The organism is Archangium violaceum (assembly GCF_016859125.1).
Lineage (GTDB): Bacteria > Myxococcota > Myxococcia > Myxococcales > Myxococcaceae > Archangium > Archangium violaceum_A.
This window is the reverse complement of sequence record NZ_CP069338.1, coordinates 4,291,636-4,317,418: the sequence shown is the minus strand read 5'-3', so window position 1 is coordinate 4,317,418 and position 25,783 is coordinate 4,291,636. Positions and strand designations below refer to the sequence as shown.

The 25,783-nt window shown below is 70.1% G+C and carries 23 protein-coding genes and 4 pseudogenes; 15 read left to right on the top strand and 12 right to left on the bottom strand.

The window, feature by feature from the left end; all coding sequences use genetic code 11:
- Positions 1 to 31 precede the first annotated feature (31 nt).
- The 4 genes from atpB to JQX13_RS18565 all read right to left on the bottom strand — a co-directional run bounded on the left by atpB (position 32) and on the right by JQX13_RS18565 (position 2,316).
- Complete coding sequence (atpB, locus tag JQX13_RS18580) at positions 32 to 1,099, bottom strand: F0F1 ATP synthase subunit A (RefSeq protein ID WP_430384208.1); 1,068 nt, start codon at positions 1,097 to 1,099, stop codon at positions 32 to 34.
- A gap of 32 nt (positions 1,100 to 1,131) precedes the next feature.
- Positions 1,132 to 1,530, bottom strand: a complete 399-nt coding sequence (locus JQX13_RS18575) for a hypothetical protein (protein WP_203410310.1) — start codon at positions 1,528 to 1,530, stop codon at positions 1,132 to 1,134.
- A complete protein-coding gene (locus JQX13_RS18570) occupies positions 1,527 to 1,790 on the bottom strand; it encodes an AtpZ/AtpI family protein (RefSeq protein WP_203412082.1) in 264 nt (87 codons plus the stop codon). The genes JQX13_RS18575 and JQX13_RS18570 overlap by 4 nt, the downstream gene beginning before the upstream one ends.
- Positions 1,791 to 1,941: 151 nt before the next feature.
- On the bottom strand, positions 1,942 to 2,316 hold the full coding sequence (locus tag JQX13_RS18565; RefSeq protein ID WP_203410309.1) for a hypothetical protein: 375 nt from the start codon (positions 2,314 to 2,316) through the stop codon (positions 1,942 to 1,944).
- Between the two features lie 428 nt (positions 2,317 to 2,744).
- Between JQX13_RS18565 and JQX13_RS18560 the strand changes: the two genes are divergently transcribed.
- Genes JQX13_RS18560 through JQX13_RS18550 form a run of 3 tightly spaced genes read left to right on the top strand, consistent with a single transcriptional unit; the run spans position 2,745 to position 4,663 of the window.
- Entirely contained in the window at positions 2,745 to 3,047 is a 303-nt protein-coding gene (locus JQX13_RS18560; protein ID WP_203410308.1) for an autorepressor SdpR family transcription factor, read from the top strand.
- Positions 3,044 to 3,691 carry a DUF1648 domain-containing protein gene (locus JQX13_RS18555; protein ID WP_203410307.1) on the top strand — a complete coding sequence of 216 codons (648 nt, stop codon included), beginning with the start codon at positions 3,044 to 3,046 and terminating at the stop codon, positions 3,689 to 3,691. The genes JQX13_RS18560 and JQX13_RS18555 overlap by 4 nt, the downstream gene beginning before the upstream one ends.
- Before the next feature lie 18 nt (positions 3,692 to 3,709).
- Positions 3,710 to 4,663 (top strand): CPBP family intramembrane glutamic endopeptidase, encoded by a 954-nt coding sequence (locus tag JQX13_RS18550; RefSeq protein ID WP_203410306.1) that lies wholly within the window; start codon positions 3,710 to 3,712, stop codon positions 4,661 to 4,663.
- On the opposite strand, the gene JQX13_RS18545 is transcribed toward JQX13_RS18550, so the two are convergent.
- A complete protein-coding gene (locus JQX13_RS18545) occupies positions 4,645 to 5,163 on the bottom strand; it encodes a GNAT family N-acetyltransferase (protein ID WP_203410305.1) in 519 nt (172 codons plus the stop codon). The genes JQX13_RS18550 and JQX13_RS18545 overlap by 19 nt on opposite strands.
- Positions 5,164 to 5,354: 191 nt before the next feature.
- On the opposite strand from JQX13_RS18545, the gene JQX13_RS18540 reads away from it, so the two are divergent.
- From JQX13_RS18540 to JQX13_RS18515, 6 genes are all read left to right on the top strand, one after another.
- The gene (locus JQX13_RS18540; protein ID WP_203410304.1) at positions 5,355 to 5,849 is read left to right on the top strand and encodes a YbhB/YbcL family Raf kinase inhibitor-like protein; all 495 of its coding nucleotides are present in this window, start codon (positions 5,355 to 5,357) and stop codon (positions 5,847 to 5,849) included.
- 81 nt (positions 5,850 to 5,930) lie between these two features.
- Entirely contained in the window at positions 5,931 to 8,060 is a 2,130-nt protein-coding gene (locus JQX13_RS18535; protein WP_203412081.1) for an ATP-binding protein, read from the top strand.
- Between the two features lie 300 nt (positions 8,061 to 8,360).
- The gene (locus JQX13_RS18530) at positions 8,361 to 9,386 is read left to right on the top strand and encodes a hypothetical protein (RefSeq protein ID WP_203410303.1); all 1,026 of its coding nucleotides are present in this window, start codon (positions 8,361 to 8,363) and stop codon (positions 9,384 to 9,386) included.
- A 49-nt stretch (positions 9,387 to 9,435) separates the two neighbouring features.
- Positions 9,436 to 10,881 carry a hypothetical protein gene (locus JQX13_RS18525; protein WP_203410302.1) on the top strand — a complete coding sequence of 482 codons (1,446 nt, stop codon included), beginning with the start codon at positions 9,436 to 9,438 and terminating at the stop codon, positions 10,879 to 10,881.
- A 108-nt stretch (positions 10,882 to 10,989) separates the two neighbouring features.
- Entirely contained in the window at positions 10,990 to 11,463 is a 474-nt protein-coding gene (locus tag JQX13_RS18520; RefSeq protein WP_203410301.1) for an ankyrin repeat domain-containing protein, read from the top strand.
- A gap of 206 nt (positions 11,464 to 11,669) precedes the next feature.
- Positions 11,670 to 12,224 (top strand): DUF2378 family protein, encoded by a 555-nt coding sequence (locus JQX13_RS18515; RefSeq protein WP_203410300.1) that lies wholly within the window; start codon positions 11,670 to 11,672, stop codon positions 12,222 to 12,224.
- A gap of 5 nt (positions 12,225 to 12,229) precedes the next feature.
- On the opposite strand, the gene JQX13_RS18510 is transcribed toward JQX13_RS18515, so the two are convergent.
- Positions 12,230 to 13,171: a hypothetical protein gene (locus JQX13_RS18510; protein ID WP_203410299.1), complete on the bottom strand. Its 942-nt coding sequence runs from the start codon at positions 13,169 to 13,171 to the stop codon at positions 12,230 to 12,232.
- Between the two features lie 160 nt (positions 13,172 to 13,331).
- Between JQX13_RS18510 and JQX13_RS18505 the strand changes: the two genes are divergently transcribed.
- Positions 13,332 to 13,598 carry a hypothetical protein gene (locus JQX13_RS18505; RefSeq protein ID WP_203410298.1) on the top strand — a complete coding sequence of 89 codons (267 nt, stop codon included), beginning with the start codon at positions 13,332 to 13,334 and terminating at the stop codon, positions 13,596 to 13,598.
- 46 nt (positions 13,599 to 13,644) lie between these two features.
- Here the strand turns inward: JQX13_RS18505 and JQX13_RS18500 are convergent.
- Together JQX13_RS18500 and pip are read right to left on the bottom strand one after the other, a co-directional pair.
- Positions 13,645 to 14,061 (bottom strand): annotated as a pseudogene (locus JQX13_RS18500) (serine/threonine-protein kinase); the annotation flags it as partial.
- A gap of 225 nt (positions 14,062 to 14,286) precedes the next feature.
- Positions 14,287 to 15,246 carry a prolyl aminopeptidase gene (pip, locus tag JQX13_RS18495; protein WP_203410297.1) on the bottom strand — a complete coding sequence of 320 codons (960 nt, stop codon included), beginning with the start codon at positions 15,244 to 15,246 and terminating at the stop codon, positions 14,287 to 14,289.
- A 184-nt stretch (positions 15,247 to 15,430) separates the two neighbouring features.
- On the opposite strand from pip, the pseudogene JQX13_RS56355 reads away from it, so the two are divergent.
- The 4 genes and pseudogenes from JQX13_RS56355 to JQX13_RS18475 all read left to right on the top strand — a co-directional run.
- Positions 15,431 to 15,940, top strand: a pseudogene (locus JQX13_RS56355) (cysteine dioxygenase); the annotation flags it as partial.
- A gap of 243 nt (positions 15,941 to 16,183) precedes the next feature.
- Positions 16,184 to 16,963: pseudogene (locus JQX13_RS56350) on the top strand (ABC transporter ATP-binding protein); the annotation flags it as partial.
- Between the two features lie 34 nt (positions 16,964 to 16,997).
- Positions 16,998 to 17,762, top strand: a complete 765-nt coding sequence (locus JQX13_RS18480; protein WP_203410296.1) for an ABC transporter permease — start codon at positions 16,998 to 17,000, stop codon at positions 17,760 to 17,762.
- Positions 17,763 to 17,824: 62 nt separating this feature from the next.
- Positions 17,825 to 18,811, top strand: coding sequence for an ABC transporter substrate-binding protein (locus JQX13_RS18475; RefSeq protein ID WP_203410295.1), 987 nt, complete (start codon positions 17,825 to 17,827; stop codon positions 18,809 to 18,811).
- A 128-nt stretch (positions 18,812 to 18,939) separates the two neighbouring features.
- Here the strand turns inward: JQX13_RS18475 and JQX13_RS18470 are convergent, their stop codons facing one another.
- The 4 genes and pseudogenes from JQX13_RS18470 to JQX13_RS18455 all read right to left on the bottom strand — a co-directional run bounded on the left by JQX13_RS18470 (position 18,940) and on the right by JQX13_RS18455 (position 22,206).
- A complete protein-coding gene (locus JQX13_RS18470; RefSeq protein ID WP_203410294.1) occupies positions 18,940 to 19,602 on the bottom strand; it encodes a PEP-utilizing enzyme in 663 nt (220 codons plus the stop codon).
- 6 nt (positions 19,603 to 19,608) lie between these two features.
- A complete protein-coding gene (locus tag JQX13_RS18465) occupies positions 19,609 to 20,436 on the bottom strand; it encodes a hypothetical protein (protein ID WP_203410293.1) in 828 nt (275 codons plus the stop codon).
- A gap of 19 nt (positions 20,437 to 20,455) precedes the next feature.
- Positions 20,456 to 21,256, bottom strand: a pseudogene (locus JQX13_RS56345) (PEP/pyruvate-binding domain-containing protein); the annotation flags it as partial.
- A gap of 98 nt (positions 21,257 to 21,354) precedes the next feature.
- Positions 21,355 to 22,206, bottom strand: a complete 852-nt coding sequence (locus tag JQX13_RS18455; RefSeq protein WP_203410292.1) for a TetR/AcrR family transcriptional regulator — start codon at positions 22,204 to 22,206, stop codon at positions 21,355 to 21,357.
- A gap of 408 nt (positions 22,207 to 22,614) precedes the next feature.
- On the opposite strand from JQX13_RS18455, the gene JQX13_RS18450 reads away from it, so the two are divergent.
- Positions 22,615 to 25,779 (top strand): ABC transporter substrate-binding protein, encoded by a 3,165-nt coding sequence (locus JQX13_RS18450; RefSeq protein ID WP_203410291.1) that lies wholly within the window; start codon positions 22,615 to 22,617, stop codon positions 25,777 to 25,779.
- Positions 25,780 to 25,783: the final 4 nt, after the last annotated feature.

The following is a 25,783-nucleotide window of genomic DNA, read 5'->3' as shown; positions in this document are numbered from 1 at the left end:
CACCAGGGCCCCGCCAACTCAGTGAAGGAACTCAGGAGCCCAGCATGTGGGCCTTGCCATGGTCGTGGCTGTGGCCCGTCTCCTTGCCATGCGCGTCGGCGTGCTCGTGGCCGTGGTGGCCCATGGCCACGCCCATGCCGATGAAGAGCGCCGAGAGCATGGTGAAGACGTAGGCCTGCACGAAGGCCACGAAGAGCTCCAGCAGGTAGATGCCCATGGCGAAGGGCACGCTCACCAGCGCCACCGCCGGGTGGCCCAGCATGAAGATGAGGCCGAGCAGGAAGAAGATGACGATGTGGCCCGCCAGCATGTTGGCGAAGAGACGGATGGTGAGCGCGAAGGGCTTGGTGAACAGGCCCAGGAACTCCACCGGAATCATGATGGGCCACAGCCAGGGGGCCACGCCGCCGGTGAGGTGGGCCAGGTAGCCACCGAGGCCCGCGGCGCGGATGCCCGCCATCTGGGTGATGACGAAGGTGCACAGCGCCAGGCCGAGCGTGACGGCGATGTTGCCGGTGGCCGTCGCCATCCAGGGGAACAGGCCCAGCAGGTTCATGAAGAGGATGAAGAAGAACGCCGTCAGCAGGTAGGGCGTGTAGCGCGGGCCCTCCTCCTTGCCGATGTTCTTGATGGCCAGCTCGTCACGCACGAAGAGCACGAGCATCTCGAAGAGGTTGGCCGCGGTCCCGCGGGGCACCAACTTCGTCTTGTCCCGGTTGCTGAAGAGCAGCAGCGAACCGATGAGCAGCAGCGCCGCCAGCCACATCATCACCGTGTGCTTGGTGATGGAGAGGTCCAGGCAGCCCTCGGACAAGCCGGGGACGGCCATGCCGTGGCCCGTGTCGCGCGGCGCGCATGACACGCCCCCGCGCAGGGGGATGCCGAACTGCGGCAGGTGGATGGCCGAGTGGTCCCGGCTGAGGGGAATCTCGATCTCGTACTCGTTCGAGTCGGAGACGTGGTGGAGGATGTACCCCGCCACGTCCTCCTCTTCCTTCTCCAGGTGCGTCGGCTCGTGCCCGGCGGCGGCGCCACCGTGCTCACCACCCGCGCCGTGCTCGTCCTGGACGGGGGCGGCGGCGAACGCCACGCCCGCCATGAGACCGACGAGAAGAACCATTGCCTTGCGCATCACTCGTCTCCGCCCGCCGCGTCCCGGGACGCGGCCATCACGTAGCTCACTTCAATCCACTGCAGCACGAAGTAGGTGCCGAAGAACCCCGCCACGAACGCCACCGCCCCCAGCCCTCGCTGCACCACCCACAGCAACCCCAACACCACGCCCACCGCCCGCATCCCGAAAACCACCCCCACCACCTTCAGCGCGGCATTCAGGTCCCTGCTCACCGCCCGCCGCTTGAGCAGCAGCGCCACCACCCCCGTCACCGCCGCCAGCCCCACCCCGATGAACGCCGCCTGCCGCGACTCCGCGTCCTTCGGCAGGAAGGCCGCCAGCGCCAGTCCCACCAACGCCGCCGCCGCCGCCAGTCCGGAATGCTTCCGGAAGATGTCCGCGCCGTGCCCGCTCACCGCTTGCGCTTCCCCAACCGCGCCATCTCGTGGAGGAACCCGTAGACGCCCGCGGAGATCCCCACCAGGCTCAACCCCAGCAGCAACCAGGGAGACGTCCCCAACCACCCGTCCAGGAAGTACCCACCCAGCACCCCCACCACCGCCCCACCCGTCAGCTTCCACACCGCGGAGAGATAGGGCTCCGCCGCCCGCATCTGCCGGGCCGTCTCCGACAGCTCGCTCCCTTCCCTGTCGTCCCGGGGCACCTTCTCCGCCATCGCCTCGACAACCCCCGGGAAAACCACGGGTTTCCCATCCAAACAGCCCCACCCCGCCCTTCCTACGCGCGGGCGCCGCTTAGCATTGAAGGTGCGCGCCGCGCAACTTGTACGCTCCGGGGTGTTCGCCACCTAGAAGGGGGGCAAATGCCTAGGGCAAGCCGAAGTCCGGGTGGAAATCCGCCGTGAAGCTCCCGGCGCCCGCTGGCTGGACGAGCAGCTCCACCCGCCGCACCTGGCGGAGCACCCCCTGGACATCCGGGGTGCTGTTGCCGCCCACCACCCAGGTACCACCATCCGGGGGAGGCAGGGGGATGTTCTCCCGGATGGACTTGAGCCCGGCTCGGTCATCCGCCCGTCCACGCGCAGCCGCGCCGTGCCCGGAGCCACCAGCCCGCCCCATCCCTTGCGCGCGAAGGCCGGCACCAACGCCGCCACCGCCGTCCGGAGCTGCTTCATGAGCGTCGTCGGGGAGGCGCCCGTCACCGAGCGTCGCGCCACCCCGCCTCGCACCGTGTCCACCCACGCCACGTCCACATCCATCAGGCCCTGGCGCCGCGGCACCACGCCCAGCACCAGCACGTGCTCCATCCGGGTCTCCTCCGCCACCGCGCGCAGGCACGCGTCCTGCGCGCCACAGCGGCCCGACAGCGGCCCCTCGGGGGCCCGGGTGATGGCGAGGCCCGTCAGCTCCCGGGCCAGCGACTCGGAGAGCTCGAGCACCCGCGCCGCCTCCGCCGCCCCGAGACCGCCCCCGTGCTGCAACCGCACCGCGAGCCGCTCCGCCGCGGCGGCGGGCAGGGACGACAGGAACAGGGCAAGGAACGGGACCAGGAGTCGCTTCACGGCGGGCCACTGTAGCGCAGGTGCGCGGGAGGACCCAGCCGGGGACACCTCCTCCCTTCCCATCCCGCTTGTATTTCGACGTCCATCTAAATAGATAGTCATCGAAACATGGCACGCACGTCCCGCAGCCCCTTCGAGGCCCTCGCCGATCCCACCCGCCGCGCCATCCTCCGGCTGCTGCGCCAGGGCTCGCTCACCGCCGGCGAGGTCGCCGCCTCCTTCGAGCTGACCCGTCCCACCCTGTCGCATCACTTCAAGGTGCTCGAGTCCGCCGGGCTGGTGCGCTCGGAGAAGCGCGGCACCCATGTCGTCTACACGCTGCAGACCAATGTCCTCGAGGACCTGGCCACGGAGCTCATGGAGCTGACGGCCACGGTGAAGGCCTCCACCCGAAGGAAGGGCAAGGCATGAAATCCCCCCGCTTCAACCACGCGGACCTGGCCTGCCTCGGGCTCTCCGCCCTGGGCCTGGGGCTCTCCACCCTCCTCTACCCCCGCCTGCCCGAGCAGGTGCCCGTGCACTTCGACTGGCGGGGCGTCCCCGACGGGTGGATTCCCCGCGCCCGGGGAGCCTTCCTCCTGCCCCTGCTGGCGCTCGTGAACTGGGTGCTGCTGCGCCACGGCGGCGCCCTGCTCCCGGCCCGCCTCCGCGCCGCGCTCGCCCGCTCGCCCATGGACATGGTGGCGCTGCGCAACGCGGCCCTGCTCACCGCCCTGCACCTCATCATGCTGTACGTGGCCCTCGGCCGCGCGGAGGCCGTCGGTACGCCGCTCGCGCTCGTGTGCGGCGTCTCCTGGCTCCTCTCCGGCCAGCTCATCCCCCGGCTCCGCCGCAACCCCTTCGCCGGCTTCCGCAACCCCTGGGCCCTGCGCTCGGACGAGGTGTGGCAACGCACCCAGCGCTTCGGCGGCTACAGCCTGACGCTCGGCGGGCTCGCCACCCTGGGCCTCGCGCCCCTCTCCACTCCCGCCGCCATCGCGGCCCTCGTCGTGTCCGGCCTCGCGCCGGCCGTCTACTCCTTCCTCCTCTCCACCTCGCCCGTGCGCGAGCGCTGACCGCGTGGAGCCCGCACCATGGATACCGCTACCGCCTCGCCCTCTCGCCTCGATACGCGCGGCATCGCCGCCTTCGTGGCCATCGCCTACGGCTTCTCCTGGCTCTGCGTCCTCGGTTTCGTGCTGGGCTTCGGCACGCAGATGGAGCAGGCGCCCATCGCGTTCCGGGTCGTCGCCGCCCTCTCCATGTTCGGCCCCACCGTGGCCACCTTCATCGTCGCCCGCCGGGTGTCTCCCCTGCCCTCCCTCAAGCGGGACACGGGCCTGGGGCTCGGCCAGCACCGGCTGCGCTTCTTCCTCCTCGCGGTGCTGGGCACCCCGGCGGTGGTGCTCGGGGCCCTGCTCCTCTCCGCCGTCTTCTACCCGGACGCCCTGGATCTCACCGGGCTCTCCGGCCTGCGCGCGCAGCTCGCGCAGTTGCCTCCCCAGGCCGCGCAGGCCATCGACAAGCTCGGCGGGCTCCACGTCCTCCTCGTCATCCAGGTGGTGCAGGCCGCGCTGCTGGGCCCCCTCCTCAACCTCCCCGTCATCTTCGGCGAGGAGTGGGGATGGCGCGGCTACCTCCTCCCCAGGCTGCTGCCGCTCGGCCAGTGGCGCGCGCTCGTGCTCGGCGGCGTCATCTGGGGCTTGTGGCACGCGCCCCTCATCCTGCTCGGCTACAACTACCCCCAGCACCCCGTGCTCGGCGTCCTCCTCTTCACCGTGGTGTGCGTGCTGCTCTCCATCCTCCTCGGATGGATGCGGCTGGCCACCGGCAGCATCTGGCCCGCGGTGCTCGCCCATGGCTCCCTCAACGCCCTGGGCCCCATCGTCATCATGCTCGGCTACGCGGAGAAGCCCATCGACACCGCGCTGGTGGGCCTCACGGGCTGGCCCGGGTGGCTGGTGCTCGCCGCGCTCGTGGGCGTGCTGGTGCTCACCCGGCGGCTCCCGGTGCGCGACCCCGAGGGCACTCACTCCGTCCAGGCGTAGGCCACCTCCGGGAATGAACGGCCGCTGAGCTCGAGCGGCTGCTCACCCACGAGCGAGCCCCCGAGCCGCTCGTAGAAGCCGCGCGCCGGGGCGTTGTCCTTCAACACCCACAGGACGAAGGGGACGAGCCCGTTCTCCCGCAGCCAGGCCGCGCCGCGCTGGAACAGGGCCCGGCCCACGCCCCGCCGCTTCACCTCGTCCACCAGATAGAGGGCGTACAGCTCGCCCCGGTAGTCCGGGAGCGACTCGGGCACCGCGCGGTTGTGCCCCACGGCGCACAGGCCCACGATGCGCCGGGTGTCCGGCTCCACGGCGACGAAGACCGCCGCCCCGGGTTGCGCGAGTCCCTGACGCCACCCGGAGAGCCGCTCCTCGAAGTCGAGCGCCTCCAGGGCCTCCCGGGGGAGGAGCTCCCTGTAGCTGCTGCGCCAGCTCTGGATGTGCGCCCGGGTGATGCCCTCGGCGTCCTCGGGGACGGCGCGTCGGATGGAGATGTCCACGGCCCATCCTCCACACCGGGAGTCCCACCAGGTCAAGGCCCTCGCTGGAACCGTCCGGCAGGAAGCAACCGGAGTGGCGCCGAGCAGGATGATCGGCACCGCACCCGCCCACCGGGCCCCGCTCGCCGCGAGGTGCCTCCGTTCCCAGCTTGCACGGGGATCCCTTTCCCACACGTCAGGAGGACCGTGGCATGCCCATCCCGTTCCAGCTTTCCTCGCCCCGCTTCCAGAATGGAGATTCCATTCCCATCGCCTACACCGGCGAGGGGGATGACCTGCCCCCGCCCCTGCACTGGCAGGGCGAGCCCCCGGGCACGAGGAGCTTCGCGCTCGTGATGCTGGACCCCGACGCGCCCGATCCGCGCAACCCACGCGCCACCTGGGTGCACTGGGTGCTCTACAACCTGCCGCCCAACATCCACGACATTCCCGACTCCATGCTGCCCGAGAGCCTGCCCGCCGGTGCCCGCCAGGCCCTCAACGACTGGAAGCGGATGGGCTACGGAGGCCCCAATCCCCCCATCGGCCGTCACCGCTACTTCTACCGGCTGTATGCCCTGGACACCGTGCTGCCCGACATGGGCCATGCCACATGGCAGCAGGTGGAGCGGGCCATGGAGGGCCACGTGCTCGCCCAGACGGAGCTCATGGGCACCTACGAGAAGTTCAACCACTACCAGCAGTGACCCCCAGCCGCCCGGGCCCGGAAAACACCCGGGCCCGCTTCCCCCCGACCGGTCCGAGGTGACATCGTACACTTCGTGACGATGCACGACGGAGTGGGGGGGGCCCCGTACCAGCACCTGGAGACGCTGCCTTTCGCCCTGGCCGTCGTCCGCGACGGCATCATCGTCTACGCGAACCCCGCGCTGCTCTCACTGATCGGCCACCCCCGCGAGGAGGTGGTCGGCGGCACGTCCTTCGCGATGCTCTCGACGGACCAGCAGCCCCTCGTCGCCGAGCGGCGCGCGAGCCGGCTGCGCGGGGATCCGGTCCCGGACACCTACGAGACGGTGATGCGCACCGCCACGGGCGAGCGGCGCGTGGAGCTGTCCATCTCACTGTCGGGGCCGGAGACGTGGGTGCTGGTGCGTGACCTCAGCCATCGCGTGGCCAACCGCCAGCTGCTCCAGCGCGTGGCCACGCTCGGCGCCTCGCTGCCCGGCCTCCACTCCGAGGAGGAGGTGCTCCGCCGCGTCTTCGAGGGCCTGGCCGAGTTGGAGCTGTCCTACGGCTACCTCGTCCCGGATGGCGGGCGGGTGTGGCTGGGCCATGCCTTCGTGGCCCACAGAACCGCCGCGGGCAAGAAACGTCTCACCGGCCAGCACCTGGTGGATGTGCCGGGCACCTGGTCCCCCATGCTGGAGCGCGCGTGGCGGGACGGCTCCGCCTATGGAGAGGACTTCGGCTGGGAGGCGGCGCGGTTCGTCGGCCCGGAGTGGGCCGAGCCGGTGCGCGCCCACCTGCAGCGCGTGGGGCCCCTGCGCTCCATCTGCGTCCGCATCGACATGGAAGGCCGGCCCCGGGCGCTGCTGACGGTGGCCACGGACTGGCTGCGCGAGGAGGAGTTGCCGCCGCTGCGCCTCTTCGCCGCGCAGGTGTCCGCCGCCCTCGAGTCCGCGCACACCATCTCCCGGCTGTCCACGCGCAACACCGCGCTCGCCGCGCTCAACCGGCTGGCCGCGGTGGCCGCCACCGCTCCGGAGCCACGCGACTTCTTCGAGCCGGGCACGGAGGAGATCATCGGGCTGCTGCGCTGCGCCTCGGTGGTCCTCCTGCTACGCTCCGAGAAAGGCGATGAGCTGGAGCTGGCCTGGTCCCACGGCACCACCGAGGCGTCGGTGGCGCCCTTCCGGCGGCTCCCCATCCGCGGAAGCATGGCGGGCACCGTGGTGGAGCTGGGCATGCCCCTGGTGCTGCAGGCCGATGACTTCCCCGAGCCCGTGCGGGAGCACCTGCGCGACCACGGACGCTCCACCCTGGCCATGGTGCCCCTCCAGGTGCGCTCGCGCATGGTGGGCGCGCTCGTCGTCACCTTCAGCCAGCACCGCCTGCTGTCCGCCCTGGAGCTCGAGACACTCCAGGCCATGGGCGCCCACTTCGCCGCCGCCATCGAGTCCCACCGGCTGCTCCAGGAGGTGCGCGGGCGCGCCGAGGAGCTCGCCCGCCTCCACACGGAGCTCGAGCACGCGCAGCAACAGGTGGTGGAGCACGAGCGGCTGGCCGCGCTCGGCGAGCTGTCCGCCGTGGTGGCCCACGAGGTGCGCAACCCCCTGGGCGCCATCTTCAACGCCGTGGCCACCCTGCGCCGCTACGTCCCGGGCACCGGCCCCGCGAACACCCTGATGAGCATCCTCGAGGAGGAGGCCAACCGCCTCAACCGGCTCGTGGATGACCTGCTCGACTTCGCCCGCCCCACCTCGCCGCAACCGCAGCCCATCCCGCTGGCGCGCCTGCTGGAGGAGGCCGTGCGCACCGCGACGAGTGGCCAGCCCCGCGTGCACGTGGAGTGGGCGCTGGACCCGGAGGTGCCCCCCGTCCCGGTGGACGAGCGGATGATGCGGCAGGCCTTCCTCAACCTCGCCCTCAACGCCGTGCAGGCCATGCCCCACGGCGGCACGTTGCGCATCACCGCCCGCCGCTACCACGAGTACCCCGGCGCCATCATCGAGTTCACCGACACCGGCCCCGGCATCCCCCCGGAGCTGCGCGAGCGCCTCTTCAAACCCTTCTTCACCACCAAGGCCACCGGCACCGGCCTGGGGCTCGCCATCGTCCAGCGCACCCTCGATGCCCACTCGGGCCACATCCGCATCGAGTGTCCTCCCGGCGGCGGCACCACCTTCCGGCTGATATTGCCACTCGGACCGGAAGCCCTGGCCACGCAGACGGGGTAGGCACCGGAGCCGAAGAGGGCTCGGACCCCCGCCCGCCCTCCGAAAAGACAACCCACCGTCTCCTGTCATGTCTGGTATTGCACCATCCAGGCGGCGCGGGGAATCACTTTCAATCCTTTGTCAAGGAATTGTCCCGGGGGTCCCTGGTCATCCGAGGAAAGCAGAGGTAGAAAGGCAGGACCCCCAGGTATCGTTCTGAAGCTCGGTGTGGCCGGCGTCCCATCTCGCGGCCTGGGCGGATTGTTTCGCGGAGCCGGACCATCCCCCCGAGCCTCATCCCGTCCTCCGGGAGGTGTCCTGATGCGTCGTCTGCTCGCAGGAAGTGTCGCAGTGTCCGCGTTGGCGTTGGCGGGAAGCGCCCACGCCGAAGGAGAATGTGGCTCGACGTCCGCTGGTTGGAACGCGCCCAACGGCGCGGTGGTGTTCGACCGGGGCCCTGGCCCCATCCGCGACGTGCTGGACGCCGTCGGCGAGTACCGCACGCACTCGATGCTCTCGCACGGTCCCGGCGCGGGAGTGACCCACGCCACCATGAACACCCCGTCGCAGGCGAGCTGGCCCGGCGTGTGTACCAAGCCCATGCAAGGCAACGATCTGCGCTACGGCTACCCGGGCCTGCAGCAGGTCAACCAGGGCGGCATCTACATGTACATGTATGGGAACGGCGTCGGCCCCGAGTGGACGGGCTGGCAGCAGGGAGACCCCACCCAGGCGGCGCTGATCGGCGACTCCATCTGGTACAACCACCCCTTCGTCACCGACGCGTCCAGGCACGACCCGGAGCAGCCCCTGGACCGGCCGGTGCGCAACGGCAACCGCGTCAACTACTCGCTCTTCCAGTACCGGGACCTGCAGACCGCCCACCAGACGCCCGGCGACGCGGTGAACAGCGGCATGGTCTGCTCCACCTTCATGGCCTACGCGCACAGCTACGCGGGCCGTGGCGTGGTGACGCCGTACACGTACTCGCACGCGCAGATCGCCAACGCGTCCAACTCGCTCTACACGGGCGTCTACAACCAGTGCAAGGAGTCGCTGGGCTGGTTCATCAACGCGGCGCTCACCATCGCCTGCCCCTTCTACAACGTGTGCGGCAACGCCGGTAACCAGGTGGCCAACTGCATGTCCGCCAACATGTGCGACTCCTCCGACAGCCGCTACTGGAAGAGCGTGCGCGACGATCCCAACTCCACCGCCCGCTCCATCAGCCCGGACCGCGTCGGCGGCTGGGGCGTGCACCCGCTCAACAACACCATCTGGGGCCCGGACTACTCGCACCAGTTGCAGTGGAACTCGGGCGGCAACGTCTACGGCTGCTGGCAGTAATCCACCCCGCTTCACCTGAATCCACACCCCCCTGAGAGGAGCCCACGCGATGACGTCGACCCCCGAGAACCGTTCCCAGCGGCCCTGGCGAGGGGTGCTGATGCTCACCCTGCTCGCCCTCGGGGGAATCTTCGGCTGGCTCCTCTCCCGGCAACAGCCGGCGCCCGAGGTTCCCATGGCGGCCCAGGAGGCCCACACGCGCACCCGGGAGGGCTCCTCCGCCACGGACGCGCCGCCGATGCTCGCCGCGCGGAAGACGCCCGAGCCCGAGCAGCCCGCGGCCACCGAGCCCGCTCCTCCCATCGTGGACGAGGTGCTCGTGGAGAAGCAGGAGGTGTGCTCGGGAGAGGACAACCTCATCACCGTGCGCGCCCACACCCCGGATGGCAACGACGCCTACCTGCACTACAAGGTCGGCGATGGCACCGGCCAGCGCATCCCCGTGCGCGTCTGGCTCAACGACGCGGACGGCTCGTACGAGCTCCCGCAGGTCACCGTCTTCACCAAGAACAACGTGTCCGTCACCGTGCCCGTCCCCGCCTTCAAGGTGAAGGAGTGCGAGCCCGAGCGGCTCGTGCACGTGATGTCGCGCCGCCAGCCCAACTCCGAGGACGACTTCGAGTTCTTCGCCAAGGTGATGGAGCGCCCCGCCCGGCCCGGACAGCCCGCGCCCAAGCCCTTCGTCCCCGTGCGCTACGTGTGGACCTTCGACAACGAGGCCTCGGAGACCACCACCAGCCCCATCGTCTCGCACACCCTGCTGGGCACCACGGGCGCCGACAACATGTACACGCAGCACCTCATCCGCGTGGATGTCTATGACGCCTCCGGCCGCAAGGAGACGGGCCGCTCCTCGCTCCAGGTGCTCAACACCTCCTTCGAGAACTTCGACAAGAAGGGCGTCGTCACGCTCCTCGCCGTGGGCACGCCGCGCTTCCCCGTGCTCGACCCGGATGGCGTGGTGCGGCAGACCTTCCGCCTCTACCACCGCTTCCGCGGACCGGTGCGCATCACCCGGGTGACCACCCTTCGCGCCTTCCGCGGCTCCGAGGAGGGCCCCCCTCCCCCCGAGCAGGTGGACGTCGCGTCGCTCCCCGTGAGCGAGGTCCCCGAGGGCAAGGGCACCGAGGTGAAGGTCTCCTTCGACACCAACGCCGAGCCCGACGTCTTCGCCATCACCTACTCGCTCGAGGGCGTCAGCGCCGACGGTCATCCCGCTCGCGGCACCTTCTCCGTCATGCGGCCTCCGCCCCGGCCCACCAGGGAGAACAGCAACCCCGTCACCGACCCCGTCCTGCTCGCCAAGATCAAACGCGCACGCGAGCTCCTCTCGCAGGAATACGTCACCGACGAGGACATCTTCCGTCTGGAGCGCGAGGGGAAGTTCGCCGACCTGAAGGTGGATGCCTCCCAGAAGCCCTCCGGCGCCGTCGCTCCCGCCGGCGGCACGCTCAACGGGCGCCCTCGCAATCCGGCGAGTGGTTCGGGACGGTAGGGACGGATACCCTCACCCCGACCCTCTCCCAAAGGGAGAGGGAGGGAGGGAGCGGGCACGGTGGCACGCCGGGGGCGAACAGGCCATGCTCTTCCCCGGAGGTAGTTCATGTCCCTCTTCGATGCCGTGATGGCCGGTGACCTGGCCCGCGTGGAGGCGCTGCTCGCCGCCGGCGCCGACCCCAATCCCTTCGACGCCGATGGCCGTACCCCCCTCATGGTCGCCGCCGAGAACGGCCACGAGGAACTCGTGCGCACCCTGCTCGCCGCCGGCGCCGACCCCATCCTCACCGACCGCATGAGCGAGTCCGCCCTCACCAAGGCCGCCGCCCATGGTCACGGCCGCGTCGCCGCCCTCCTCTACCCCCACGCCTCCGAGGATGACCAGGCCATGGCTCGCACGCTGCTCCAGGTGGGCACCGACTTCTTCACGCTCCCCCGCGAGCAGCCCCAGCCCCCCGACGACTTCCGGCGCAAGCTCGCCTCCGCGGGCGCCTATATCGCCGGCAAGCTCGGCGACCATTCGCCCACCGAACGGCTCGAACGTCTGCGCCGCGCGGAGAAGAACTCCAAGAAGTCCTGAGCGGATCGCCAGGATTTCGCGCGCGCTCCGCCCCCTCCGTCCGGGTCCCGACAGCCCATTCGACGGGTGGTGAACATCGTCCCCGGCCGGTTTCGGGCATGTCACGTGACTCCGTGCGACCATGCGACCCGTCGGGTGCGGCCCTGTGGGCCGCATGGTGCCACTCAGGCCTCCTGTAGGGGGCCCTCACGACCGGGGGGATATGCATGATGCTCGCGGATGAGCGTGTGGTGTTCGGCAACACCTTCGACGGCCTCTTCCGGATCGCTCTCGAAGGCCGGCTCTCCACGGGCGCCCGGAGCGCGCTCAAACGCATGGGGTTGCACATCGACCAGCAACCCCTCCCCTTCTACCCGGCGTCCGTCTGGCGCCCCTCCCTCGACATCGTCGTGAAGGATCTCTTCCCGGACCTGCACCTGGAGGATGCCTACCGTCTGCTCGGCCAGAAGATGGTGACCGACGTCAGCGAAACGGTCCTCGGCCGCGGCATGCTCGCCGTCGGCCGCGCGCTCGGGCCTCGCCGCCTGTTGATGCGGATGAACCACAACTTCCGCAACGCCGACAACTACGTGCAGATGCAGCTCACCCAGCTGGCCCCCACCGCGTACGAGGTGCTCATCAACGAGACGCTCGGCATGCCCTCGTACTACCAGGGCATCATCGAGGCGGCGCTCGAAGCCGCTGGCGCCCGCGAGCCCCACGTCCAGCGAATGAGCATGCAGGGCAGCAGCTGCACGTACCGCGTCGAGTGGCGCTCGTAGCCCCGTCAGAACTGGTTGGCGCGCGCCTGCTCGAAGGGCACGCGGTGCTTCATGTACATCTCCTGGAAGTTGTGGTTGGCGATGACGTTGAGGCCTCCATCGCCGAAGCGGTGCACCACCGCTCCCTTGCCCGCGTCCTTCAGGAACTTCAGCGGATCCACGCTGCCGCCCAGGCCGGTGAACGTGGGCACCACGTCCCGGTTGTTCACGTAGTGCACGTACTTGGGCCCATCCGGGTACTTCGTCGAGGCCGCTCCGAAGGTCTCCACGTTGAGCTTGCTCATCAGCTTCTCCGTGTCGGCCTTGGACAACCCATCTTCGATGCGCAGCCTGCGCTGCACGTCGAAGAGGGCCCGCGCGGTGATGAGGCCCCCCTGGCTGTAGCCCATCAGGTGCACCTCACGGCCCGCCTTCAGCTCCGCGTAGACGGTGTCCGCCAGCGTGTCCACCGCCGGATTGGTGCCCTTGTCCAGCTTGTCCTTCACGCACTGGGCCAGGTCCGTGACGAAGCCCTCGGTGGAGTTGTGGATGCCAATGGCCTTGGCGTTCGCCTTGTCGGCGATGGCCTGGAGGTCGCTGGACTGCGCCTCCTTGGGCGTCAGGATGCCGTTGACGTAGATGATGGTCTTCGCCGGGTTGGGGTTGTTGCGCGGCGTGACGCCCGGAATCTCGCTCAGCGGCGTGCCCGGCGGGAACGTCTGGCCCCCGGCGCCCACGAACTGGCCGTCATGCACCTTGTCCGACGGCTTGCCGCCGCCCAGCAGGCTCGCCGACACCTGGCGCGCGGGCCCGGCCTCGAAGGTGTCCACCTGCTTCGCCACCTTCGCGCTCTCGGCCACCGTGTTCTTCACGGTGTTCGCCCCCGTCCCGACGGGTTGCTGGGCCTTCTCCGCGGTCTGACGACCCACCTGGGAGAGCGGGTTCCGGTTGCGGTCGATGGTGGTCATGGGGGCTCCTGCGTTATTCCGTGAGAAATCCGTTGATCCATTTTCTCACGGAGCGGTGCGGAAGTTGCGGACCCCCCCCCATTTTCAGCCTGTTGGGCGGATACGCTGCCTGGGCGATCCCTCCACCCGTTTCACCCCCAGTCAGAAGGAAGAGGCATCCATGAACGCGAAGCGTCTGCTGTCGTCGGCGTTGCTCCTGGTGGGCCTGCTGGCCGTCACGGCCTGCGGCAAGGCGGAGATCGGCGAGGAATGTGACAAGACGGGCAGCACCGACGAGTGCGTCGAGGGCGGCATCTGCGACACCCTCGGCGGTGACACCACCGGACTGCAGTGTCTGAAGATCTGCACCCAGGACTCGGACTGCCCCGCCACCCAGGCCTGCACCGGCGTCAGCGGCAGCAACCAGAAGGCCTGTCACAACAAGTAGGCCGTCGCCGTCCCCGTGCCGCGAGGTCCGCCCCTGGGAGGTGCGGTTCGGTCGGCATGTACGCCAGCCTGCCCTTGATGACGCCGCTCCGGGTCCTGTGACCCTGACCGGCCGCCTTGGCGATGCCGAAGTCCACCACCCTCACCGCGCCCTGCCGCGACAGCAGGATGTTGTCCGAGCTGATGTCGCGGTGGATGAGCCCCAGCGCCTCGCCGGTCTGCGGGTCCGTGAAGTCATGGGCGAAGGCCAATCCCTCGCACGCGTGAGCGACGATCCGGGCACACGCCACCAGCGGCGGGTCCATGCCTTGCGCCGAGACCCGCTTGACGAGCGTACGCAGGTTGGGCCCGTCGATGTACTCCATGGCCAGGAAGTACGAGCCGTCGGCCTCGCCGAAGCCGAAGATTTGAACGATATGGGGGTGGGTGAGCTGCGCGGCCAGCCTGGCCTCGGAGAGGAACATCTCCACGAAGGCGGGCTCCTCGGCCAGGTGCGGCAGGATGCGCCTGAGCCGTCTCCTCGAACCGACCCTGGACCCCCCACCAGGGTGCTACGGCGTGCTCCTGCCACTACGCGGCGCGAAGGTGACACAGATTCTCAATCCACGAAACGCAGGACCCGCGTCCATGACCCTGCTTGTTCCCAGCCAGAGGGCTTGTGGGTTCCCGGACGCCGTCCCCGCCGCCGTTCAGCCGCGGAACCGGTCCGTGGCCTCGACGAGCGCCGCGGCGATGCCCGGCTCATACGCCGAGTGCCCCGCGTCCGGGATGATCTTCAGCTCCGCCTCGGGCCAGGCCTTGTGCAAGGCCCAGGCGCTCTCCACCGGGCACGGCACGTCGTAGCGGCCCTGAACGATGACCCCCGGGATGTGGCGGATGCGCGGCACGTCGTCCAGGAGCTGGGTACGGCTGCGCAGGAAGGCGCCGTTGACGAAGTAGTGGGACTCGATACGCGCGAAGGCGAGCGAGAACGCGTCCTCGCCAAAACGCGCGACGGCATCCGGGTTGGGCTGGAGATAGCTCGTGCGCGCCTCCCAGACGCTCCAGGCCCGCGCCGCCTCCTGCCGCACCCGCGCGTCCTCGCTCATCAACCGCCGGTGGTAGGCGTGGAGCAGGTTTCCCCGCTCCTCGGGAGGAATGGGGGCGAGGAAGTCCTCCCAGGCATCCGGGAAGAGCGTGTGCGCGCCGTGCTGGTAGAACCAGTGGATCTCCTGCTCGCGCAGCAGGAAGATGCCGCGCAGCACCAGCTCGGTGACGCGCTCCGGGTGCGTCTGCGCGTAGGCGAGCGCGAGCGTGCTGCCCCACGAGCCACCGAAGACCTGCCACCGCTCGATGCCCAGATGGCGGCGCAGCGTCTCCATGTCCTCCACCAGATGCCAGGTGGTGTTCTCCTCCACGCAGGCATGTGGCGTGCTCTTCCCACAGCCGCGCTGGTCGAACAGGACGATGCGGTACGCCGCCGGATCGAAGAAACGCCGTTGCTTGGGGTCCGTGCCACCACCGGGACCCCCGTGCACGAAGACGACCGGCTTGCCCTTCGGATTGCCGGACTCCTCGAAATACACCTCATGGAGCGCGGAGACGCGGAGACGGCCGGTGTTGTAGGGCTCGAGCGGTGGGTAGAGGGTGCGACGCGCGGCGAGGGACATGGGACCCGCCTTAGTGAAAGCGCTCTGGGAGTGCAAGCGAGCAAGCACCCGCCCCTCCCTCCGGTAGGAGCCGAGCCCTCGTCCGGCGGCCCGCCCCACCTTGGCGTCCGAGGGTGTCAGACACACTTTCATCGAGCTTCACTCCCCGTCCGCTTTTCCAGACGAGGACGGAAGGAGAGCGACAATGGAACGCAGCCCACCGACCAGGTCACAGGCGATGGACGCTGCTCTCGTCACCGAGCCCGATAGGTCCATCCCTCCCCGCTCCCTTTCCCTGAGGCAGTTCATCCTCCGGTTGCGCGAGGCCCATACACGCGGCGGCTACCCGGCCATCGAGGAGGTGCTCCGGCAGGGCAACCTGCACCGGCGAGCGGTGGAGCCCTATGCCCTGCTGAAAGAGGGGCGCTACACGCGCACGCTCGTGTACCGGGACGAGGATCTGGAGGTGCTCGTGCTGGGCTGGGGGCGCAACGCTCGCGCGCCCGTGCACGGGCATGACGGCCAGGAGTGTTTCCTGCTGACCGTGGCCGGGGAGTTGGAGGTGGCCGACTACCGCCTGGTCGCGGGAGGCCAGGAGCCCGGATACGCGCTCGTCGAGCGCATGGGACCTCGCCGCACGCTGCTGCCCGGCGCCGTGGACCACCGCAATTCCGAAGCGGAGCTGCACTCGGTGCGCACCGGCGCGCGCAGTGGCTTCGCCATTTCCCTGCACATCTATTCCCGTCCCATTGACACCTGTCTGGTCTACGACCCCCGCCGCTCCAGTTGCGAGCTGCGCCAACTCCGTTACGACCGTGTGATGCGCCTGGCCGACCCGCCCCCCTCCTCCTCCAAGTCAGCGTCAGCGCCAGCCAGGAAGCGCCCCGGGCACCTCGCCCGCCTCTGGCGCACCCTCTTCCGGAGCGTGCGCGAGGTGAAGGAGTCGGTGAAGGAGGCGCTGGTGCCCGCCCTCGTGACGGAGGACTCGGCGAAGATCGCAGTCAAGCGGGTGGAGCACCGCTACGCCAACAAGGTGGTGGCGCTCCAGGACGTCAACCTCAACATCCGCTCCGGCGAGTTCGTCTGTCTGCTGGGGCCCTCGGGCTGCGGCAAGTCCACCCTGCTGTACGCGTTGGCGGGCCACATCGCGCCCACGGGTGGACAGGTGCGCATCGACGGCAAGCCCATCACCGGACCCGGGCCGGACCGGCTGCTCATGTTCCAGGAGGCGGCGCTCTTCCCGTGGCTCACCGTGCGGCAGAACATCGAGTTCGTGCTCTCCGCCCGGGGCCTCTCCAGGGCCGAGCGCACCGAGCGCGCACGCCGCTACATCCACTACGTGCAGCTGGCCGGCTTCGAGAACTCGCTGCCGCACGAGCTGTCGGGCGGAATGAAGATGCGCACGGCGCTCGCGCGGGCGCTCGCGGTGGACTCGCCGGTGCTGTTGATGGACGAGCCCTTCGGCTCGCTGGACGCGCAGACGCGCCTGCACATGCATGTGCTGTTGCAGCGCGTCTGGACGGAGACGCGCAAGACGATCGTCTTCGTCACGCATGACGTCACGGAGGCGCTGATGCTGGCCAACCGGGTGGTGGTGATGGCGCCCCGGCCCGGCCGCATCCTGAAGGACCTCGAGGTGCGGCTGCCCATGCCACGAGGCCCCGACGACGTGGCGCTGGTGGGACTGGCCCGGCAGATCCGCACGATGCTCCATGAGAGCGAATCCATGAGCGCGACCGGACCTGGCAACGGGGAAGGACGAGGGAAGCACCATGAAGGCGTGGCACCTGGGTCAGAAGCTGCTGTTCTTCGCGGGGCTGCTGGCGGTGTGGGAGCTGCTCGCCCGGTTCGGGCCCTGGCCCCAGCACCTGTTCCCGGGACCGAAGGCGGTCGCTGAGAGCCTCGTCGCCATGGCGCGCGATGGGCGGCTGTGGGACGCCCTCGTGCGCTCCCTGGGGCGGCTCGCGCAGGGCTATGCCCTCTCCGTGCTCATCGGCGTGCCGCTCGGCATCGCCATGGGACGGATGAAGGCCGTGCGCGGCATGCTGCGCCCGCTGGTGGTGGGCTTGCAGGCCCTGCCCTCCATCTGCTGGCTGCCGCTGGCGCTGCTATGGTTCGGCCTCACGGAGCTGTCCATCATCTTCGTGGTGGTGATGGGCTCGGTGCTGGCCATCGCCATCGCGGTGGAGGACGGCATCATGAGCGTCGACCCCCTGCTCCTGCGCGTGTCCTCCACGTACGGCATCCGCGGGGCGCGCTTACACGCGGGCGTGCTGCTGCCAGCGGCGCTGCCCGGCATCGTCACCGGGCGCAAACTGGGGTGGAGCTTCGCCTGGAGGGCCCTCATGGCCGGCGAGCTGCTGTACGTCTCCGGAGGCCTGGGCCAGCTGCTCACCATGGGCCGCGAGCTCATGGAGATTCCCCAGGTGATGGCGGTGATGGTCTGCATCATCGCCGTGGGCACCTTCATCGACCGCGTCCTCTTCCAGACGGTGGAGCTGCGCGTGCGCCGCCGCTGGGGATTGGCGCCCGGCTGACGAACCTGCCTGACTCGGGTCCATGTGCGGCGGGCCCCGACCCGCTCCACTCTCGGTGACATATGCGTCTTGGATTGCTCGTGGTGGGTGTGGCCGCCGTGTGTCTGGCGGTGGGTGGGTGCAAGAAGGAGCAGGGCGCCACGGAAGAGCGCCCGCTCCGGGTGGGCTTCTTCCCCAACATCACCCATGCCCAGGCCCTGGTGGGCAACGGCTCGGGCGCCTTCCAGCAGGCCGTGCCCGGCATCGAGCTGAAGATGTTCAACGCCGGGCCCGCGGCCATGGAGGCGCTGTCCTCCGGCTCGCTGGATGCCTCGTACGTGGGCACCGGGCCGGCCATCAACACCTTCCGCAAGGCGGGACGGGAGCTGCGCATCATCGCCGCGGTGGTGGACGGCGGCGCGGTGCTGGTGACGAAGACGGCGCGCTCCCCGGCGGAGCTCAAGGGCAAGACGCTGGGCACCCCGCAGCTGGGCAACACCCAGGACATCGCGCTGCGGCACTGGCTGGGCCAGCAGGGCTTGAAGGTGGGCCAGGACGTCACCGTCACCCCGCTGTCCAACCCGGGCATCCTCGGCCTCTTCCTCAATGGGAAGCTCGAAGGCGCCTGGGTGCCCGAGCCGTGGGGCGCGCGCATGGTGGCCGAGGGCGGTGGTCACATCCTCGTGGACGAGCGCGACCTGTGGCCGGAGCGGCGCTTCCACACCACGGTGCTCGTCACCACCGCCAAGGTCCTGAAGGAGCGGCCCGAGCAACTCGAGAAGCTGCTGCGCGCCCACGTGGAGCTCACCCGGCAGTGGCAACAGCAACCCGACGTCTTCCTCTCGCGCGTCAACGAGGCCTTCGGCAAGGTGACCGGGCACCCCATGTCCGAGCCCCTCCTGAAGGACTCCTTCTCCCGCATGGAACCCGCCCTCGAGGTGAGGCCCGAGCAACTCCAGCAGGCCGCGCGGCACGCGCAACAGCTCGGCTTCATCCCCAGCTCCGACCTGTCGGGGCTCGTGGATACCTCGCTGCTCGAGGAGGTGATGGGCCAGGGCGCGAGCCCCTGAGCAGCGAGCGCCATCATGCACGTCACCTGTTGCAGAAGGCGGAACACCCCCTCCCGGCCCATCGCATCCACCAGCACATGGACTCCGCCCCGCGGAGCGGAACGTAGCGCGGCCTGGCCCTCGACGGGCTACGCCGCCTCGGCGGACGTGGAGTCGAGCAGCACCACCTGCCCTCGGTCCCCATCCACACGGAGGCGCTGTCCGGTGCGGATGCGCTGCGTGGCCCCCGTCACCCCCACCACCGCCGGCAGCCCGTACTCGCGGGCCACCACCGAGCCGTGGGTCATCAACCCGCCCACCTCCATCACCAACGCGCGGGCGTGGATGAACAGGGGCGTCCAACCCGGGTCGGTGAACGGCGCGACGAGAATCTCCCCCGGCCGCAGCACCTCGCGCGCCGGGTCGAGCACCACGCGCGCCGTGCCCTCGACGACGCCCACCGACGCCCCCATGCCCGCGAGGACACCGGGCATCTCGGGCCCCGAGGACGCGGCGAGCGGAGGAATCTCGCCCTCGCTGGTGAGCATCGGCGGCGGCGAGAGCCGGGCGTAGCGCTTCCAGGTCTCTCGCCGGGCCGCCACCTTCTCGCGCATCCCCTCCGTGTGGCCTTCCATCAACGCGATGAGCTCGTCCAGCTCGAGCATCCACACGTCGGAGACGTCCGCGAGCAGCCCTCGCTCCACGGCCTGCCGCCCGGACTCCAGGATGGCCTCGCGCCCGTGTTGGAAGAGGCGGATGAACAGGAACTTGGGGTGCTCGCGCAGGGACAGGTAGGCGCGGGCCCGGGCCACCAGCCCTCACGCCATCCGGCGGCGGAGGAATCCCAGGGGCCCCTGGCCCGCGGCCTCGAGGATGCGCTCCGTGGCCAGCTCGGCCTCGCGAAGCGCGGCGGCATGGCGGCGGCGGTGCTCTCCGGAGACATCGGAGTGCAGCATGCCGGAGAGCACGCGGACCAGGCTCGAGGGGTCCTCGCTCCAGCGGGGCAGGGCGATGTCCAGCTCCCCCGGGCAGCGGTGTCCATACCGCGCGATGAAGTCGTCCCAGGCCGACAGGAAGCGCCCGGCCTCGGCGAGGCCTCGCAACTCCTCGATGATGGCGGCCGAGGCCGCATCCCTCAAACGGCTGGCCACCGCGGGGGTCTCGCGCGCCACGTCGGCCACGTCCCCCAACGCGAGATCCATGTCCGTCGTCACGTTGCCCTCGAGCCCGCGAATCACCGCCTGCAAGGTGCGCTCGTCGACGCGCCCGCGCACCAGCGTGCCCACCAGCTTCCATGACATCAGACCCGAGGCGATGGCCGGCGCGGCCTCGGTGAGCAACACCTCCCGGAAGACCGTGGACACCTCCTGGCGGAAGAAGCGCAGACGCGGTGCCCCGGGTGCGCGCTCCTGGAAGCCCCGCGACCACTTGCCGAGCCGGGACGCCATCGCCACCTCGAGCCCGGCCCGGGCCTCCTCCGGCTTCGCGTGCAGGAGCCTGCGCCGCACACGCGCGAGCAACGGACGCAGCGCTCCCACCAGGGGCCCGAGCGGCGCGGCCAGCCGCTCCCGTCCCGCCAGGAACTCGGGCCGGCACGGGGTACAGGGTGGTGATGGGACGCGACTGCACCACGTAGAGCTGCCCACCCTCGAGGCACCACTCGATGTCCTGCGGGCCTCCCCGGAGCACCTCGATGCGCCGGCCCATCTCCACCAGCCGCGCCACCGTGGCGTCATCCAACGCGCGCACCCTGCCCTGCCCGGGAGGAACGGGGCGCCGCTCCGTGCCGCCACCGGGCGCGGGCCAGAGGGAGATGGCCTTGTCCCCGAGGCGCACCTCCAGCAACCCGCCCGTGGCCTTGCGCGCGCGGTAGAGGTCCGCGTTGACGAGCCCCGACACCAGGGCCTCGCCGAGCCCATAGCTGGCGTCGATGGAGCACACGTTGCGATTGCCGCTGACCGGGTCGGCGGTGAAGAGGATGCCGGAGACCTCCGGGGACACCATGCGCTGGACGACGACGGCCAGACGCGCCGCCGACGAGGGGTAGCCGTGCTGGCGCCGGTAGAGGATGGCCCGGTCCGTGAAGAGCGACACCCAGCATCCCCGGACGCGCTCGAGCAGTTCCTGCTCGCCACGCACGTTGAGGAAGGTGTCCTGCTGGCCCGCGAAGGAGGCGTCGGGCAGATCCTCGAGCGTGGCGCTGGAGCGGACGGCGTAGGCATGCCCGGTGCCGAGCCCACGCCATGCCTCCACCACCCCGCGCGCCACCGCCTCCGGCACCGCCACCTCGGAGAGACGCTGACGCACGCGCTGCCCCACCCGCCTCACGCCCTCGACGTCCTCGGGCTCCACGGCATCCAGCGCGGCGAGCAACTCCGGCGCCTCGGGGCACCCGGCGAGGAAGTCCGAGAAGGCCGCGGTGGTGACGCAGAAGCCTGGAGGCACCGGCAGCCCCGCGCTGGCCATCTCCCCCAGGCTCGCGCCCTTGCCTCCCACCCACGACAGCTCTCGTCCTCCCGGCTCCTGGAACGCGAGGCCCCACTGACTGCTCCGCGAGGATTGGTTCATGACGCGTCCCCTTCCGCCCGAGGGGCGGCGACTCCGTGAAGGAAGAGCTCGACGACGGCACGGGCCCGCGCTTCCCGATGGCCCGGCTCCGTGGAGGATTCCGCACCAGCCGGCGGCGGCTCCGCCAACAGGCGCCGCACATCGAGCGTCGCGCCCAGCACGAGCCCGATCAGCCCCAGGGCCCTGTCGACGGGATTCCCCGGCCGCAACCGCCCGCGCTCGGCCTGCGCCGCGAGGTAGCGCATGAGCCGGTCCGTCGTCCCATACTGGCGCTCGCGCAGATGCTCGACGTACCGGCCCTCCTCCCCCTGGCTGAAGAAGAGCATGGAGAAGAACGCGGGCTGCTCCGCCCTCCACCGGAAGAGCGCGAGGACGAACCGCGTGAGCGTGTCCTCGACGGGCGCGTCGAGGTCCGCGAGCAGCACCGAGGCCTCGCCGCGTGGGCCCAGCTCGGCGAACATCGTCCGCAGCAGGGCGTCCTTGTCCCCGAACGTACGGTAGATGGTGACGGGGCTCACGCCCGCCGCGTCGGCGATCTGCTCCACGGTGAGCGCCACCAGCCCCTGGCGCCCCACGAGCTGACGCGTCGTCTCCAATATCTTCTGCCGCGAGGGCTCGCGGGTGAGCGCCGTCCCGAGCTCCACCGCCCGCTCCCGCCGCAGCCGCTCGGCGAGCTTCTCGCGGCTCGGCACCCGCCGGTACAGCGTCGCGCGAGACACCCCCACCGCCTGCGCCAACGCCTCCATCGTGAAGCCCGGCCCCTCGCTCGTCAGCAGGGCCTCGGCCGCACGCAGGATGCGCTCATCCAGGTCTTCTTCGTCCGGACGCTGTCCCTTGAGATGAGACACGAGATATATGTATCTTTCATCGCATCTCAGTGCAATGCGGCCGGGAGTGCGAACTGGCCCCACAGTGGGCCTGGGGAGCGCTCGGATGCTCGGTGGGAAGCCGGGGACGGATACCCTCACCCCGTCCCTCTCCCAGAGGGAGAGGGGTGGGTCTTTCTCAGCTCATCCTCGGGGACCCGGTATAGAGAGTTCCTCCACGTCATCGTGGTTGAAGAGACCCATCGCCTCGCAGTTGCACTTCGATGGCGAGCGAGCCACCAACCGGTCCCTTGCTCGACACGTGCCTCGACCTCCTTCCGTGACTTCCACGCGGAAGAGAGGAGGGCGGCCGGTGGGGCGCTTGAATGAATGCGACACGCGTCGGATTTGGGAATTGGGCTACGGTGTGAGGAGCATCCTCGCTCCCTCATGGCCGCCAAAAAGCACCTCTTCGTCTTCCCGGTCCTTGGAGGGCTCGCCGTCGCCCTCGTCATCGGCGGGCTGCTCCACACCCTCACCGGCCAACCCAGTGGCTGGGCCAGCTGGTCCATCCTGCTCCTCGGCGCACCATCGGTGCTGCTGCTGACGAGCTACTTCTTCTGGCTCATCTGGGAGGCGAGGCCATCCAAGGAGCGCACCAGCCTGCTCACCCGGCTGGCCGAGGGAGACCTCACCCACACCGCCCACTCGGGGATGGAGGACGAGCTCGAGGTACGTCGGCTCCTCCTCTCCCTGCGCCGCGCACTGGGCCAGGTGCAGCGGGTGACGAGCAACGTGCGCCGCACCTGCCAGGGCGTGTCCGAGGAAGTACGTGTGCTGCTGGAGGCCGCGCGCCGCCAGGGCGGAGCGGTGGGGCGCTCGCAGGAGTCCGTCAACAGCATGGGCCAGAGCCTCCAGGCCGCCGGCAAGCGCGTGACGCAGTTGGAGAGCTTCGCCCAGGAGACCAACGGCTCGCTGGGGGAGATGAGCGAGCGGCTCGGACAGGTGGCCGAGGCGCTGCTCGCGCTGGACGACTTCTCCCACCGCACCACCCAGCAGGTGCAGGCCATGAGCGAGCGGCTGCACCACATCGCCTCCTCGGGCGACGAGCTGGCGCGCTTCGCCAGTGAGGCCGAGGCCTTCGTCCAGGTGGTGCAGACGGGCATCGATGCGGTGCGCCACCGTGCCTCGGAGACCAATCAACTGGCCCACGCCGTGACGGCCACCGCCGAGCGCGGCGAGGTGCTCGTCAACGACTGCGTCCAGGGCATGTACCGGGTGGAGGAGACGGTCCGCAAGACCGCGGAGCTGGTCGACTCGCTCGGGGTGCGCTCCACGCAGATTGGCCGCATCGTGGACGTCATCCAGGAGATTGCCGACCAGACGAACCTGCTGGCGCTCAACGCGGCCATCATCGCCGCGCAGGCCGGAGAGCAGGGGCGGCCCTTCGGCGTGGTGGCGGACGAAATCCGTGGGCTGGCCGAGCGCACCGCGCGCTCCACGCGGGAGATCGCCAGCATGGTGGGCGGCGTACGCCGGGAGGTGGACACGGCGGTGTCGCTGGTGAAGGAGGGCCGGGAGCAGGCGGGCACGGGCGTGCTGTTGGGAGACCGCGCGGCCGAGGCGCTGATGGAGATTCGCACCATCACCCAGCGCACCTTCTCGGCGGTGGAGGCCACGCTGGCGGAGACGAAGCGGCTGGAGGCGCAGGGCTCCACGGTGGTGGAGGCGAGCCGGCGGGTGGCCAGGCGCGTGGATGACGTGACCCGGGCGGCCATGGAGCAGGCGGCGCACGGACGCGAGCTGGTGCACCAGACGCAGCAGATGGCGCGGCTGGCACAGGAGGCCTCGCAGAAGGCCGAGGGCCAGGCGCGCACCGGCAGGGACCTGTCCAGCGCGGTGGTGCGGCTGAGCACGGCCATCGAGGAAATCCGGGCGGCGCACGTGGTGCTGATGCGTGGGGACTCGGCCATTGGCGAGGAGGTGGCGCGGGTGCGCGAGGACGCGCTCCAGGTCATCCGCATCGGAGATGGACTGAGCCGCACGGTGGACCAGCTGGCGCACGAGGCGGCCAGTCTGGACGGTGAGGTGTTCCGCTTCCAGCTCCCCGCTCCGCGCACGGGAGGCACGCTGCACGCGGGCATCCACCAGACGTCCCACCTCAGCGCGGTGGGTCGGTTGGATCCCCTCTTCGGCGTGGAAATCCAGCTCGTGGAGATGAGCTGCTGCGTCTTCTCCAACCTCCTGCGGTCGGAGGACGGTGTGCTGGTGCCGGACCTGGCCGAGCGCTGGGAGGCGGACCCCTCGGCACGCATCTACCGCTTCTTCCTGCGCAAGGGCGTCACCTTCCATGACGGGACCCCCCTGACGGCACACGACGTGAAGCGCCACTTCGAGCGGCTGCTGAACCCCGCGGAGAAGTCGCCGGAGCGGGGGTTGATGGCGGACGTGGAGGGCGCCAGGGACTTCGCGGCGGGCGAGGCCGGCGAGGTGAAGGGCATCGAGGTGCTGGACGACCTGACGGTCGAGATCCGTTTGGAGAAGCCCAAGGCCTTCTTCCCCCAACTGATGTCTCAGACGGCCGCGGCGATCGCCCGGGTGGACGCACGGGGCCAGTTGCAGGGCACGGGCCCCTTCCGGCAGGTGGACTTCGGCTCGGAGCGCATCGTGCTCGAGCGCAACCCCGCCTACTGGCGCAGGGAACAGCCCCTGCTGGACCGGCTCGAGTTCCACCTGCTGAGCTCGCGCGACAAGGCACTCGCGGCCCTGAAGGAAGGGACGGTGGACTTCGTCTCGTACCTGCACGCCGCGCACGCGGAGGAGCCCGAGAAGGAGGGACTCCAGGTGGTGCCCGGCATCACCCCGACCACGTCGTTCCTCGGCTTCAACCTGGGCGAGCCGCCGTACAACGACATACGCGTCCGCAAGGCCCTCCGCGCGGGCCTGGACATCCAGGGACTGGTGGACCGCTTCCACAAGAGGGCGCGCCTGGCCCGCACGGTGACGCCACCCGAGCTGCTGGACGAGCAGGGCCTGCTGCCCGAGCCACGCCTGGACATCGGTCTGTCCGAGCGGCTGCTGCGCGAGGCCGGGGTGCGCCGGGTGAAGGTGACGCTGTACCAGACCGAGGGACGCGACACGTCGGCCGAGGACGCCATCCTCTTCCGGCCCTTGATGGAGGCCGGGCTGGTGGAGCTCGAGCACGTCCAGCTGAGCGCGGAGGACTTCTCGGAGCGGCGGAGTAACGGGCGGCTGCCCATCTTCCGGTTGCACTGGGTGGCCGACTATCCGGACCCGGACAACTTCCTCCACTTCCTGCTGAGCTCGAAGGCCCAGACGTTGTACACGCTGCGCTACCGCAACGAGGAGCTGGACGCGCTCACGGCGGAGGCCCGCGTCACCATCGACCCCGAGCGGCGCAAGCAGCTCTACCGGCTCGCGGAGCGGATCGCCCACGAGGACTGCCCCCTCATTCCCCTCTTCCACCCCCGCGTGCACGCGGCGGCGAGCGGCCGGGTCCAGGGGCTGCGGCTGCACCAGACGCCTCCGCAGGTCCGCTACGACGAGCTGTGGCTGGATGGGATGAACGACTCGGAGACGGGCCGGGCGCGCTAGTCTC